Below are 13,699 nucleotides of genomic sequence, written 5' to 3'. Positions count from 1 at the left end.
ATCCAGATGTATAGACGTCTACATGTCTTTATTAGCAAACCGTGAGGAGCAGGCCATGTCGCAATACCGTACCTTTACCGCTCAGGACGCCGTGGAGTATGCCAGGCAGTTTGGCGGCCTTGACGATCCTTCATCGCTGGTGGAGGCGCAGGAGGTAGGCGACGGCAACCTCAATCTAGTGTTCAAAATCTTCGACAGCGCGGGCGTGAGCCGCATCATCGTTAAGCAGGCGCTGCCCTACGTGCGCTGCGTCGGCGAGTCCTGGCCGCTGACGCTGGACCGCGCCCGTCTGGAGGCACAAACCCTGGTCGAGCACTACCGGCACAGCCCGCAGCACACGGTGAAAATCCACCACTTCGACCCGGAGCTGGCGGTGATGGTGATGGAAGATCTCTCCAGCCATCGCATCTGGCGCGGCGAGCTGATCGGCAACATTTACTACCCGCAGGCGGCGCGTCAGCTGGGTGAATACCTCGCGCACGCGCTGTTCCACACCAGCGATTTCTACCTGCACCCGCACGAGAAAAAAGCGCAGGTGGCAAAATTCATCAACCCGGCGATGTGCGAGATCACCGAAGATTTGTTCTTCAACGATCCGTACCAGATCCACGCGCGCAACAGCTACCCGGCCGAGCTGGAAAATGACGTCGCCGCCCTGCGCGACGACGCCCAGCTGAAAATTGCCGTGGCCTCCCTGAAGCACCGTTTCTTTTCTCAGGCGGAAGCCCTGCTGCACGGCGATATTCACAGCGGCTCGATTTTTGTGGCCGACGGCAGCCTGAAGGCCATCGACGCCGAGTTCGGCTATTTTGGGCCGATTGGCTTTGACGTCGGCACCGCAATCGGCAACCTGCTGCTCAACTTCTGCGGCCTGCCGGGGCATCTGGGCATTCGCGATGCCGCCGCCGCGCGCGAGCAGCGCCTGACCGATATTCAGGAACTGTGGAACACCTTCGCGGAACGCTTCCAGGCGCTGGCACACGAGAAAACACGCGACGCCGCGCTCGGCGCGCCGGGCTATGCCTCCGCATTCCTGAAAAAGGTCTGGCATGATGCCATCGGCTTCTGCGGCACCGAACTCATTCGCCGCAGCGTCGGGCTTTCCCACGTCGCGGATATCGACACCATTCAGGACGAGGCGATGCGCCACGAATGCCTTCGCCACGCGATAACGCTCGGCAAGGCGCTGATTGTGATTGCCGACCGTATCGACAGCGCGGAAGAGCTGGTGGCGCGGGTGCGGCAATATAGCTGAGTGCATTTGCCCGGTGGTGCTGCGCTTACAGGGCCTACGGGTGCAAAATGTAGGCCGGGTAAGGCGAAGCCGCCACCCGGCAAAAACTCACCCCAAATACTCAATCACCGACAGCCCACCGTTATAATCCGTGCTGTAGATAATCCCCTGCGCATCCACAAACACGTCACACGACTGGATCACCTGCGGGCGATTCGGGCGGGTATCCATCATTTTCTCCGGTGCAGCAGGCACCAGCGCGCCGGTTTCCACCGGACGATACGGATTGGAGATGTCATACGCGCGCACGCCCGCGTTCTGATACGTCGCAAAAATCAGCGTGGAGCTGACAAAGCTCCCCGGCCGGTTCTCGTGCAGGTTATGCGGCCCGAAATGCGCCCCTTTCGCCACGTAGTCAGTTTCGTCCGGCTGCGGGAAGGTAGAGATGCTGACCGGATTCGACGGCTCGCGAATATCAAACAGCCAGATCAGCTTCTCGCCGTCTTCCTGGTTATCCAGCACCGCTTCGTCCAGCACCACCAGCAGATCGCGGTCCGGCAGCGGCAGCGCGGTGTGCGTCCCGCCGCCAAACGGCGGACTCCAGTTACGGTGGCTAATCAGCTTCGGCTGGGTACGATCCTTCACGTCCAGCAGCGTCAGGCCGCCGTCGCGCCAGCTGCCGTACGCGGTATCGCCGGCAATAATCGCGTGGTGCAGGGCGTAGCGTTTCCCTTCCGGCCAGTTCGGCTGTTCGCCTTCGGCCTGGTTCATTCCCGGCAGCCACCAGCGCCCGGCCACTTCGGGCCTACGCGGGTCCGCCAGATCGATGGTCAGAAAGATGTAGTCGGTAAAGCCCTCGATCAGCGCCGACACGTACGCCCAGCGGCCGCCGACGTACCAGATGCGGTGAATGCCAATCCCGCTCAGCGACAGAAAGCCGATTTCGCGCGGCCTGTCCGGCGTGGAGATATCAAACACGCGCAGCCCGGCGCTCCAGCCTTTGTCCTGCACGTCGCTGACGGTCTCGCCTACCTGGCGGGTGTAGTAGACCTTCTCGTCGGCAAAGCGGGCATCGGCAAACAGATCCCGGGCGTTAATCACCAGCAGCAGGTCGTCATGCGCCTGCAGGTGCACGTTCCAGGTGCCGGGCGGCGCGGGCACGTAGCCCGCCGCTTTCGGGTTTTTCGGGTCGCGCACGTCGACAATCGAAAAGCCCTGCGACACCATATGGCCGATCCAGGCGAAACCGCGGTGCACCATCAGCTGTACGCCGTCCGGGCGACCGCCCTGATCGCTATGGCCAATCAGCCGCATATTGCGGCTGTATTCGGGAGGGGGTAAATGACTCACCGTTAGCTCCTGTTGGTTTTCCCCCTCTCCCCGTGGGAGAGGGCCGGGGTGAGGGCATCAGGCCGCACCTGACGCCACCCGGCTTGGTTTTATTTATTCTTCGCTTCCAGCGTCGCAAACCACGGCGCGATAAAATCTTCCGTCTGGCCCCAGCCCGGAATGATTTTCCCCAGCGACGCCACGTTCACCGCGCCCGGCTGGGCGGTCAGCAGCGCCTGCGGAATGGCCGCCGCTTTGAAATCGTAGGTCGCAGGCGTGGTTTCCCCGGCAATCTTGTTCGCCACCAGACGCACGTTGGTCGCGCCAATCAGCTTCGGATCCACCGCCACGCTCACCTTCCACGGGCTGCCCGGCTCGCGCATCAGCTGCAGATCCTGGTTGGAGATGTCGATGCTGTAGAGTTTGATCTCGGTACGGCCGTTCTCTTTCAGCGCCTTATACGCGCCCTGACTGAAGGCGTCCCAGGTGCCCCAGATGGCGTCGATTTTACCTTTCGGGTATTTCGCCAGGATCGCGCCCACTTTGTTAGCGGTGTCGCCCTGCACGTCAGAGGAGACCGCGCCGATAGACTCCAGCTCTTTGATATCCGGATACTGCTTTTGTAGCTCTTTATAGGCCGCCTGACGACGCTCCATCGGCGGGAAGCCCGCTACCCACAGCTTGACGATATTGGCCTTGCCGTTGAAATCTTTCGCCAGCTGGCCGAAGGAGAGATTCGTCAGGGAGGCATCGTCCTGCTGGGTAACGGTCACGCCCGGGATCTCACCGTTGACGGCGGTATCAAAGACGGCGACCTTAATCCCGGCGTCCACCGCCTTCTTCACCAGCGCGGTGGAGTACGGATCGCGCCCCTGAGACAGGATAATCCCGTCATATTTCTGGCTGATCGCCTGATTCACAAAGTCCTGGAATTTGGCATCGTCCCCGTTGCTTAAAAAGGTGCTGACCTTAAAGCCAAGCTTCTTCCCTTCCTGAATGGCCCCGGCAATAAACTGCGTGGTGTTGTCGTCTGAGCCAAGGTTACGGATCACCGCGATGCGGATCGGGCCGTCATGGTTGGCAATGGCCGCCGGAAGCGGGGCGGGTGTGGCCGCGAAGCCAGGCAGAGCGGTGAATAACCCTAATGCCACCAAAGAGAGTGCAATCTTTTTCATTTTTTATCCCGTTGTGTTGTCAGCGTTTTTGTATGTACGTAATCGCCAGCGCTACCGCGAGCACCAGCCCTTTTATAATGTCCATGGCGTAATACGGCACGGAGAGCATCACCAGCCCGTTCGACAGCACGCCGAGAATAACCGCCCCGACCAGGGTTCCCAGCGCGTTCGGCTTGCCGGACCCGGCCAGCGAGAAGCCAATCCACGCCGCCGCCACCGCATCCATCAGGTAACCGCCGCCCGCGTTTACCTGCGACGAGCCGATGCGCGAGGCCAGCAAAATCCCGCCCAGGCCCGCAAGCAGGGAGGCAATCACGTAGGCCGCCACCTTGTAGCGGGTGGTGCGAATACCGGAGAGACGCGCGGCTTCCGGGTTGCCGCCAATGGCGTACATCCGACGACCGTGAGTGGTGAGCGACAGCCCCAGCTGCGCCAGAACCGTCACCACCAGCATGATGATCACAATCGTCGGCACCTGCCCCAGCAGGCTGAACGCCGCCGGAATGGTGCCTTCCGCCATGTCACCGCTCGGCAGCACCATGTTCTCGGTAATCGACCCGCCGTAGCTGTAGGTCATCGCCACGCCCTGGATCACAAACAGGCTGGCCAGCGTCGCGAGCATGTCCGGAATGCGCAGGATGACGATAAGAAAGGCGTTAAACAGCCCCACCAGCATGCAGAGCGCGAGGGTGATCAGAATCGACTCGGTGGTACCAAAGCCGTGCCAGACGAACAGGGAAATCACCAGCGCATTCGCCAGTGAGGCGGTCGATCCCACGGAGAGATCGAACCCGCCAATGGTCAATGATATCGACACGCCAACGGCAATCACCGTCACGATGGCGATTGAGCGCAGAATATTGATGATGTTGTTCGGATCGAGGAAGCTGTCCGACGCCAGGCCAAAGACGGCCACCAGCGCGACGACGGTTAACAGCATGCCCCACTTGTAGAGAAAATCGAAAATCTGCTGACGGCCAGACGCCGTCGCGTTTACTGAAAGGGCCTTGCTCACGACGCCGTTCCTCCGGTTGAATAATAAAGTAGTGTCTCTTCACGGGCCTCGGCTCCGGCGATTTCCGCCACGATGCGCCCGTCCCACAGCACGCAGATGCGGTCGCACAGCCCGACCAGCTCGGCAAACTCGCCCGAGGCGTAAATGACCCCTTTGCCCTCGCGCGCCAGGCCGTCAATCAGCTGGAACAGATCGGTTTTGGCCTTCACGTCCACGCCTTTGGTTGGCTCGTCGAAGATCAGCACGCTCGCATCATTGCGCAGCCACTTGCCGATGGCGACCTTCTGCTGGTTGCCGCCGGAGAGACGTCGCAAAACCTGCCCGGGACCGCGGGCGCGCACGCCGACGCGAGCGATCACCTCCTCCGCCCAGCGCCACGCCTGACGATGGCCAAACAGGCTCCAGCGCGAGAAGCTGTTATCGGCGCACACGGCAAGGTTCATGCTCACCGGCTCGTCGATAAAAATGCCCTCTTTGCGCCGCTCCTCCGGCACCAGCGCCAGGCCGCGCAGCACCGAATCGGCCGGGTCGCGCGGCTGCCAGGGCTGTTGATTCAACTCACCGCGCGCCACGCGGCTTTTGCTGGCGCCAAACAGCGCCTTGCAGAGTTCGGTTTTCCCCGCCCCCGCCAGCCCGGCAATCCCGAGAATTTCGCCTTTGCGCAGGTGCAGGGAGATATCTTTCAGCAGCGCGTCGTCATGCAGACCTTCCACCCGCAGCAGCGTTTCGTCGCCGTGCGGCGGCCGAGCGGGCGGGTAGATATCGCTCAGCACGTGGCCGAGCATCTTCTCGACGATCGCTTCGCCGCTAAGATCGGCCATAGGGCCGGACTCGATCAGCTTGCCGTCGCGCAGCACCGTCAGGGTGTCGCAGATGGCCTTCAGCTCGTGAATGCGGTGGGAGATAAACACCACGCCGATGCCCTGCTGCTTTAACCGTCTCACCACGCCAAACAGGCGCTCGCTCTCGTGCGCGTCCAGCGGCGCGGTGGGCTCATCAAGAATCAAAAAACGGCAGTGATGGGACAGGGCGCGCGCCAGCAAAATCTGCTGCTTTTCGGCAAGCGTGCAGCTGTCGATGGAACGGCGTACGTCCAGAGAAACGTCCAGCTGTGCCAGCGCCTGTCTCGCCTGCTGGCGGATTGCACGCCAGCGGAAGCGATGCCCCGGCTGCGCCAGCTGGTCGAGCATAATGTTCTCGGCGATGCTTAACCCCGGGATCAGCGCCACGTCCACTTCCTGCTGCACGAGGTGGATCCCCAGCCGTTTGGCATCGAGCGGTTCGCGGATGCTTACCGGCTGGTTATTGATGGAGATTTCGCCTTCATAGTGGTCGTGCGTCCCGCACAGCACCGCCATCAGCGTCGATTTCCCCGCGCCGTTGGCGCCGGTCAGCGCATGTACCGATCCGCCGGTTAAGGTGAAGTTCACGCGCGACAGCGCCTGAAAGCCGGAAAAGGCCAGGCTGATACCGTGCATTTCAAGGCGACTGGAAACCATCCGCGTAAATCCTTCATTACTCTTCTGATTTATCGAATTTTTCACAGCTCCGGTTGACTGACAACGAAGGAAAAGGCATAAGTTAAAGCGAAATATTATTAGCCATCCGGATGTCCAGACATAACATCGGGTTAGCGCTTGCTAAAAAAGGACAACACCATGAGCAACACCGATATCCGCGTCGTGCCTGGCCCGGCGAACTACTTCTCCCATCCCGGAAGCCTTGCGCATCTGAATGACTTCTTTACCCCGGAACAGCTTTCCCGTGCGGTGTGGATCTACGGCGAGCGCGCTATCGACGGTGCGCGCCCTTTCCTGCCGGAGAGCTTTCACGCGCCGGGGGCGAAACACCTGCTGTTTAAAGGCCACTGCAGCGAGCGCGACGTCACCCATCTGGTGAACGAATCCGGCAGTGACGCCAGCGTGGTGATTGGCGTGGGCGGCGGTGCGGTACTGGATACCGTCAAGGCCGTGGCGCGTCGTCTGGGCGTGCCGTTCGTGGGCATTCCCACCATTGCCGCCACCTGCGCGGCGTGGACCCCGCTCTCCGTCTGGTACAACGATGCAGGTCAGGCGCTGCATTTTGAGATCTTCGACGACGCCAACTTCCTGGTGCTGGTGGAGCCGCAGATCGTCCTTAACGCCCCGGCGGAATACCTGCTGGCGGGTATCGGCGATACGCTGGCGAAGTGGTACGAAGCGGTTGTGTTGGCACCTGAGCCGGAGAACCTGCCGCTGACCGTGCGGCTGGGCATCAACGGCGCGCTGGCGATCCGCGAGGTGCTGCTGGAGCACAGTGAGGAAGCGCTGGCCGACCAGCAGCGCGGCGAACAGACGCAGGCGTTCCGGGACGTGGTAGATGCGATTATCGCCGGCGGCGGGATGGTCGGCGGTCTGGGCGAACGCTATACCCGCGTGGCGGCGGCGCATGCGGTGCACAATGGTTTAACCGTGCTGCCGCAGACGGAAAAATACCTCCACGGTACCAAGGTGGCCTACGGCATTCTGGTGCAGAGCGCCCTGCTCGGCCAGGACGACGTGCTGGCGCAGCTGGTGACGGCGTACCAGCGCTTTAACCTGCCGACCACGCTTCACGAGCTGGACGTCGACATCAATAACCGGGAAGCGCTGGATAAGGTCATTGCCCACACCCTGCGCCCGGTGGAGTCGATTCACTATCTACCGGTTGCGTTAACGCCTGACGTTCTGCGCGCCGCGTTTGAGAAAGTGGAATCCTTCAGCCGTTAATCGCGCCGACAGGCTATACCTAATGATGATTCTTACCACTCTCGTAACGAGGTCATCATGCAGATCGATTTAACAGGTAAAAAGGCGCTGGTTACCGGTGCCAGCCGCGGGTTGGGTCGGGCTATTGCACTCTCGCTGGCGCGCGCCGGTGCGGATGTGATTATTACGTATGAAAAATCGGCCGATAAAGCCCAGGCGGTCGCCGATGAGATTAAGGCGCTGGGACGACACAGCGAAGCCGTGCAGGCGGACAGCGCCAGCGCGCAGGCGATTCAGGATGCCGTCACCCATGCGGCACGTTCCCTTGGCGGGCTGGACATTCTGGTCAACAATGCCGGGATCGCGCGCGGCGGCCCGCTGGAGTCCATGACGCTGGCAGATATTGATGCCCTTATCAACGTCAACATCCGCGGCGTGGTGATCGCCATTCAGGAAGCGCTGGTGCATATGTCCGACGGCGGGCGCATTATCAACATCGGCAGCTGTCTGGCAAACCGCGTGGCGATGCCGGGCATTGCCGTTTACTCGATGACCAAGTCCGCTCTTAACTCCCTCACCCGCGGTCTGGCCCGTGATTTAGGACCGCGCGGCATTACCGTAAACCTGGTGCACCCCGGCCCCACCAATAGCGATATGAACCCGGAAGACGGCGAACAGGCGGAAGCCCAGCGCCAGATGATTGCGGTCGGTCACTACGGCCAGCCGGAAGACATCGCGGCGGCGGTCACCTTCCTTGCCAGCCCGGCTGCCGGGCAGATCTCCGGTACCGGTCTCGATGTGGACGGTGGTTTGAACGCCTGATCGCACATTTCCTGCAAGCCTCTGTCGTCCGGCAGAGGCCTTCCCGAGCCGCCTCGACGGTTTGCGTTTTGCCTCTTACCCGCGTTTTTACTCCGCTCTACAGTACCCCATTAGAAATTCGGAATTTATCTAATAGTCTTATTATTTCCTTATATTTTTTGTGGGCGTACAGTGGAGGTACGGATGAAGATTGTCTGGTCCAATGGTGCAAAGAAGGCGTTTTCAAAGATTGAAGAGCGGTATCAGCGACGCATTGAGGTAAAGCTTACTGAGCTGGATGACCGCTCGGCTCCCCGGCCCGATATCAAAAAAATATCGGCGACAGAAGATCATTTCCGGCTACGCGTTGGCGATTACCGCATCATCTATACGCTTCGGGACGATCCCGATGACCATTGTTATGTTTTGGCCGTCAAGCGCAGAACTTCAACGACTTACCTGCATGAGGAGAGTGCCACCTATGGCTGTACAGCTAATCAAGGACGATAACGGGAAAACGCAGTACGCCGTTATTCCCTATCACGAATATTTTCGTATGCTCTTACAGATGTCAGAAATTGACGACGAAACCGATGACGATCTGGAGGATATTGAGGTCGAACACGATAGTCTGGATGACGTGGAATTGCCCGGAGAAGTGTGCAGCATCATGACCTGGCAGAACGTCAGCCTGCAGGCCGCATGGCGTATCCTGCGCGGGTTATCCCAGCAGGAGGTGGCGGATAAACTTGGCATTAGCCAGTCCGCCGTGTCACAGCTGGAAGCGCTGGACTCCCGTCCGCAAAAGCGCACACGCGAAAAGCTGGCGGCGATCTACGGCTGTAAGCAGGAGCAGATCAGCCTCTATCTCCCGAAAGAGGGTTAACAGCACTTCGCCCCGCCCTTGCCGCCGTAGCGGGCGTCCTGGCGGTCACGGAAAAATTCTTCGTAGGTCATTGGCGTCTGGTCCGGATGGTTGACGCGCATATGCTCGACGTAGTTGTCGTAGTCCGGCACGCCAATCATCATTTTGGCGGCCTGGCCCAGGTACTTACCGGCTTTGGAAAGGGTGTCGAACATGATTCTGATCTCACAGGGAATGTAGGCCGGGTAAGGCGAAGCCGCCACCCGGCACAAAGGTTAGTGCGCCCCTTTCGCCTGGGTCACAATCTCTTCCAGGTTTTCAGGCATTGGCTCGTACGGCGTCTCTTTCGCCGTTGGCTTATCGTTTTTCAACGCCGCCAGCGCGGTCTTGAGAGAATACAACGCCAGCACCACGACCACCACCATAAAGAAGATGGTCAGCCCGGCGTCCAGACGGTTGTTAAACACCAGCTGCGACAGCTGCGACTCGGTGTACTGCGCCGGGATCTTACCGCTGTCGATCATCGCCTGGAACTTGTTGGCGATCGCCAGGAAGCCCACCTTGTTGTCCGGGCTGAAGGCTTTCTGCCAGCCCGCCGTCAGGGTACAGATCAGCAGCCACGCGGTTGGGACTAATGCCACCCAGGCGTAACGCTGGCGCTTCATCTTGAACAGCACCACCGCGCAGAGCATCAGCGCCATGCCCGCCAGCATCTGGTTGGCGATACCGAACAGCGGCCAGAGGGTGTTAATCCCACCCAGCGGATCGACCACGCCCTGATGCAGGAAGTAGCCCCATGCCAGCACGCACAGTGCCGTCGCCAGCAGGTTAGCCGGGAGCGAATCGGTACGCTTCAGGTTCGGGGAGATCACCCCCAGCAGGTCCTGCAGCATAAAGCGCGCCGCACGGGTTCCCGCATCCACCGCCGTCAGGATAAACAGCGCCTCGAACAGGATGGCGAAGTGATACCAGAACGACACGTCCATCAGCCCGCCCAGCGCGCCGTGCAGGATGTAGGCCATGCCGACCGCCAGCGTCGGCGCCCCGCCCGCGCGGGAGATAATGGACTGCTCGCCCACTTCACTGGCAATGCTCGTCAACGTATCAGGAGTAATCGCAAAGCCCCAGCCGCTCACCACCTGCGCGGCGGAGGCCACCACGTCAACGGTTCCGGCAGGCGCCAGCACCGCCATCGGGCTGTTCATCGCGAAGTACACACCCGGATCGATAATGCAGGCCGAGACCAACGCCATGATGGCGACGAAGGACTCCATCAGCATGCCGCCGTAGCCAATCAGGCAGGCCTGATTTTCATTCGCCAGCATCTTCGGCGTCGTCCCGGAGGCGATCAGCGCGTGGAAGCCGGACACCGCGCCGCAGGCAATGGTAATAAACAGGAACGGGAACAAGTTACCGGTCCAGACCGGGCCGGTGCCGTCGATAAATTTGGTTAATGCCGGCATGGTCAGGGTCGGGCGCATAATCAGAATGCCGATCGCCAGCCCGACGATGGTGCCGATTTTCAGGAAAGTAGAGAGGTAGTCACGCGGAGCCAGCAGCAGCCACACCGGCAGCACCGCCGCCACAAAGCCGTAGCCCACCAGCATCCAGGTCAGCTGTACGCCGGTAAAGTCGAAGAACGGCGCCCAGGTCGGGCTTTCCGCCACCCAGCCGCCGGAGATAATGGCGAACACGAGGAATACCAGACCAATCACCGACACTTCACCAATGCGCCCCGGGCGCAGATAGCGAATGTAGATTCCCATGAACAGCGCCAGCGGAATGGTGAAGGCAACAGTATAGGTTCCCCACGGGCTGTGGGTCAGCGCTTTCACCACTATCATCGCCAGCACCGCGAGGATGATCACCATGATCATAAAGGTCGCCACCAGCGCAATCACCCCGGCGGTGGCCCCCATCTCCTCTTTCACCAGCTCACCCAGCGAACGTCCGTCGCGGCGGGTGGAGACAAACAGCACCATAAAGTCCTGTACCGCCCCCGCCAACACCACCCCGGCGAGGATCCAGATCATCCCCGGCAGGTAACCCATTTGCGCCGCCAGCACCGGACCCACCAGCGGGCCTGCCCCGGCAATCGCCGCAAAATGGTGACCGAACAGCACTTTCTTGTCGGTCGGCACGTAGTCCAGCCCGTCGTTGTGGCGGACGGCTGGCGTCATGCGCGTCGCATCAACGCCTAACACGTTCTTTGCGATATAGCGGCCATAAAAACGGTACGCGATCAGATAAATGCAGACGGAGGCGACAACGATCCAGAGCGCGTTGATCTGCTCCCCCCGGTTGAGGGCGATATAGCCCAGGGCAAAGGCTCCCACAACGGAGAGCCCTGCCCATGTAAGGTATTTCCCTGAGTTGTTCATAGTTGTTGTCCGTTGTTGTGAAACAGTGAGATGTTACATTTTGTTTCTAGAACAACAGGAAAAATTTAACAACTTTGAAACGCAATAATGCGTGGTCAAACCAGAGATTTACACCACAGTGTTAAGCCGATCACTTTGATCTGCCTGGGTTAGCCCAACACCATCGTACTCAACCTGCAAGTGCAGCACCGCCGCCCCTGCTCGTCGAAGACCACGATCTCCCAGCTTTGGCTCGAACGCCCAAGATGCAGCGGCTGGCACACCCCGCGCACCTTACCGTGGGAGACCGCGCGATGATGCGTGGCGTTCAGCTCCATTCCCACCACGCTCTGCCCGTCGCGGGTCATCAGAAAACCGGCCATTGAGCCCAGCGTTTCCGCTAGCGCCGCCGACGCGCCGCCGTGCAGCAGCCCAAACGGCTGATGGGTACGCGCATCCACCGGCATCTCCGCTTCCAGCGTGTCGTCCCCGATGCAGGTATAGACGATGCCGAGATGCGCCACCAGGGTGTTCAGGCTGGTCGCGTTCAGCTCCTCGAGCGGTATGTGACGTTTCCAGATCATCTTACGCCCCCAGCGTGGAACCGCCGTCCACCACAATATCCTGGAGGGTGATATGGCTGGCGGCATCGGATGCCAGGAACAGCACCGTGCTGGCAATCTCCTGCGGACGGGCGATTTTGCCCAGCGGAATGCCGAGCTTAAACTGCTCGCCGAAGCCGCGGATGCGCTGCTGCTCCGCATCGTCGCTTTTCCACAGGGTGCGCTGCATATCGGTATCCGTTGAGCCCGGCGACACCAGATTACAGCGCACGCCGCTGCCTGCCAGCTCCAGCCCGACGGTCAGAGCCAGGCTTTTCAGCGCCGCTTTCGATGCGCCATAGGCGCTCATGCCGATGCGCGGCGTGTGCGCCGCATCGGACGCCACGGTAACAATCGCCCCGCCCTGCTGACGGCGAAACTGCCCCATGGTCAGCTGGAACAGATTGAACGCGCCGCCGACGTTGACCGCGAAGGTCTGCTGCCAGTCCTCCTGCGAAAGCTGATCCGTTGCCCCCATGCGCAGAATGCCCGCCGCGTTGACCAGCACGTCCAGCCGTTCGAGCGAAGTCAGCACGCGCCCGCACACCTCATGTACCTGCGCGGCGTTCGCCACGTCCAGCGTTTCGGTGGCGAACGGGTAATCATCCTGCGGAAACGCCAGATCGAACCCGGTCACCTGCGCGCCTGCGTCCACAAAGGCCAGCGCCGTCGCGTAGCCAATCCCCTTCCCCGCGCCCGTCACCCAGACGGTTTTGCCGGTGAAATCCAGTCCCATCACTTCACCTCGCGGGAAAGCAGCGCCCACCAGGCGTCGATTGTTGGATTTTTTGCCAGCATCACGAAATCAATGTCGCCATGCACTTTGCGCCAGCGGGCGGCCAGCGCCATCATGCGTACCGAGTCCAGGCCGTAGTCGATCAGGTTTTCGTCATCTAACGGCTCGTCGGACTCGTCCAGCAGCGGCAGGATCAGCTCGCGCAGCGCGGTTTTGGTCGCAGGAACGGACGGCAGCAGCTCGTCGGTCATTACCACGCGGCCCGAGCGTCCTGCCACGTAGTTCAGCGACATCAGATGCTCGTCACGGGTGAAGTCCGCCAGCGCGTCGGCAATGAAGAACGGCTTAATGTCGCGCATAAAGGCGTCGGTGGCGGTGGTCATACAGCCGATGTGGGCGTACACGCCGGTAATCAGCAGCTGGTTTCGTCCCGTCTCTTTCAGCATCTGCTCCAGCGGCGAGCGGTGAAACGCGCTGTAGCGCCACTTCACCAGCACCGTGTCCGCTTCGTCCGGTGTCAGCTCTGCGACGATGCGCTGCTGCTCCGGCGAGCGGGTCAGGCCCGGCCCCCACATGTCGTTCAGCAGGGCGCGGTCTTCGTCGCTCTGCTCTTTCGGCTGAGCGGTGTAGTACACCGGAATATTGTGCGCTTTGCAGAAGGCGCGCAGTCTGGCGATATTCGCCACCACCTGCTGCATCATCGCGCTATTTTCGCCCCAGAAGTTCAGGAAATACTCCTGCATATCGTGGATCAGCAGCGCCGCACGCTCGGGCTCAAACGCCCAGTTCACCTTGCTGGTCGGCAGCTCTGCGGCGGCGGGCAGCGCGTAAGCGGTTAATTTTGGAATGGCCATAC

The 13,699-nt window shown here is 60.7% G+C and carries 14 protein-coding genes; 5 read left to right on the top strand and 9 right to left on the bottom strand.

The features are described from left to right. Positions 1 to 55 precede the first annotated feature (55 nt). Positions 56 to 1,255, top strand: a complete 1,200-nt coding sequence (gene mtnK, locus P349_RS23640) for an S-methyl-5-thioribose kinase (RefSeq protein WP_032649585.1) — start codon at positions 56 to 58, stop codon at positions 1,253 to 1,255. 87 nt (positions 1,256 to 1,342) lie between these two features. On the opposite strand, the gene P349_RS23645 is transcribed toward mtnK, so the two are convergent. The 4 genes from P349_RS23645 to P349_RS23660 form a co-directional block, all read right to left on the bottom strand. After that, positions 1,343 to 2,584, bottom strand: coding sequence for an LVIVD repeat-containing protein (locus P349_RS23645; RefSeq protein WP_032649587.1), 1,242 nt, complete (start codon positions 2,582 to 2,584; stop codon positions 1,343 to 1,345). 89 nt (positions 2,585 to 2,673) lie between these two features. After that, a complete protein-coding gene (locus P349_RS23650; RefSeq protein ID WP_032649589.1) occupies positions 2,674 to 3,738 on the bottom strand; it encodes a sugar ABC transporter substrate-binding protein in 1,065 nt (354 codons plus the stop codon). A gap of 19 nt (positions 3,739 to 3,757) precedes the next feature. Then, on the bottom strand, positions 3,758 to 4,753 hold the full coding sequence (locus tag P349_RS23655; protein ID WP_032649591.1) for an ABC transporter permease: 996 nt from the start codon (positions 4,751 to 4,753) through the stop codon (positions 3,758 to 3,760). After that, positions 4,750 to 6,252 carry a sugar ABC transporter ATP-binding protein gene (locus P349_RS23660; RefSeq protein WP_032649593.1) on the bottom strand — a complete coding sequence of 501 codons (1,503 nt, stop codon included), beginning with the start codon at positions 6,250 to 6,252 and terminating at the stop codon, positions 4,750 to 4,752. Before P349_RS23660 ends, P349_RS23655 begins: the two co-directional genes overlap by 4 nt. Before the next feature lie 159 nt (positions 6,253 to 6,411). On the opposite strand from P349_RS23660, the gene P349_RS23665 reads away from it, so the two are divergent. The 4 genes from P349_RS23665 (at position 6,412) to P349_RS23680 (ending at position 9,166) form a co-directional block, all read left to right on the top strand. Then, positions 6,412 to 7,500 (top strand): oxidoreductase, encoded by a 1,089-nt coding sequence (locus tag P349_RS23665; protein WP_032649595.1) that lies wholly within the window; start codon positions 6,412 to 6,414, stop codon positions 7,498 to 7,500. Between the two features lie 57 nt (positions 7,501 to 7,557). Then, positions 7,558 to 8,301, top strand: a complete 744-nt coding sequence (locus P349_RS23670) for an SDR family NAD(P)-dependent oxidoreductase (protein WP_024906989.1) — start codon at positions 7,558 to 7,560, stop codon at positions 8,299 to 8,301. 183 nt (positions 8,302 to 8,484) lie between these two features. Then, on the top strand, positions 8,485 to 8,790 hold the full coding sequence (locus P349_RS23675) for a type II toxin-antitoxin system RelE family toxin (RefSeq protein ID WP_032649596.1): 306 nt from the start codon (positions 8,485 to 8,487) through the stop codon (positions 8,788 to 8,790). Beyond that, entirely contained in the window at positions 8,762 to 9,166 is a 405-nt protein-coding gene (locus P349_RS23680; RefSeq protein ID WP_032649598.1) for a helix-turn-helix domain-containing protein, read from the top strand. Before P349_RS23675 ends, P349_RS23680 begins: the two co-directional genes overlap by 29 nt. Here P349_RS23680 and P349_RS23685 read toward each other — a convergent pair. The 5 genes from P349_RS23685 to P349_RS23705 all read right to left on the bottom strand — a co-directional run bounded on the left by P349_RS23685 (position 9,163) and on the right by P349_RS23705 (position 13,697). Then, positions 9,163 to 9,360 (bottom strand): YbdD/YjiX family protein, encoded by a 198-nt coding sequence (locus P349_RS23685; protein WP_006809671.1) that lies wholly within the window; start codon positions 9,358 to 9,360, stop codon positions 9,163 to 9,165. The genes P349_RS23680 and P349_RS23685 overlap by 4 nt on opposite strands. 60 nt (positions 9,361 to 9,420) lie before the next feature. After that, positions 9,421 to 11,526, bottom strand: coding sequence for a pyruvate/proton symporter CstA (gene cstA / locus P349_RS23690; protein ID WP_032649600.1), 2,106 nt, complete (start codon positions 11,524 to 11,526; stop codon positions 9,421 to 9,423). A gap of 149 nt (positions 11,527 to 11,675) precedes the next feature. Further along, positions 11,676 to 12,089, bottom strand: coding sequence for a proofreading thioesterase EntH (entH, locus tag P349_RS23695; RefSeq protein WP_032649601.1), 414 nt, complete (start codon positions 12,087 to 12,089; stop codon positions 11,676 to 11,678). 1 nt (position 12,090) lies between these two features. After that, positions 12,091 to 12,846 (bottom strand): 2,3-dihydro-2,3-dihydroxybenzoate dehydrogenase EntA, encoded by a 756-nt coding sequence (gene entA / locus P349_RS23700; RefSeq protein ID WP_193745645.1) that lies wholly within the window; start codon positions 12,844 to 12,846, stop codon positions 12,091 to 12,093. Next, the gene (locus P349_RS23705) at positions 12,843 to 13,697 is read right to left on the bottom strand and encodes an isochorismatase (RefSeq protein WP_032649604.1); all 855 of its coding nucleotides are present in this window, start codon (positions 13,695 to 13,697) and stop codon (positions 12,843 to 12,845) included. The genes entA and P349_RS23705 overlap by 4 nt, the downstream gene beginning before the upstream one ends. Positions 13,698 to 13,699: the final 2 nt, after the last annotated feature.

This window comes from Enterobacter sp. DC4 (genome assembly GCF_000568095.1).
Classification (GTDB): Bacteria; Pseudomonadota; Gammaproteobacteria; order Enterobacterales; family Enterobacteriaceae; genus Enterobacter; species Enterobacter pseudoroggenkampii.
This window is presented reverse-complemented; position numbering and strand designations above follow the sequence as displayed.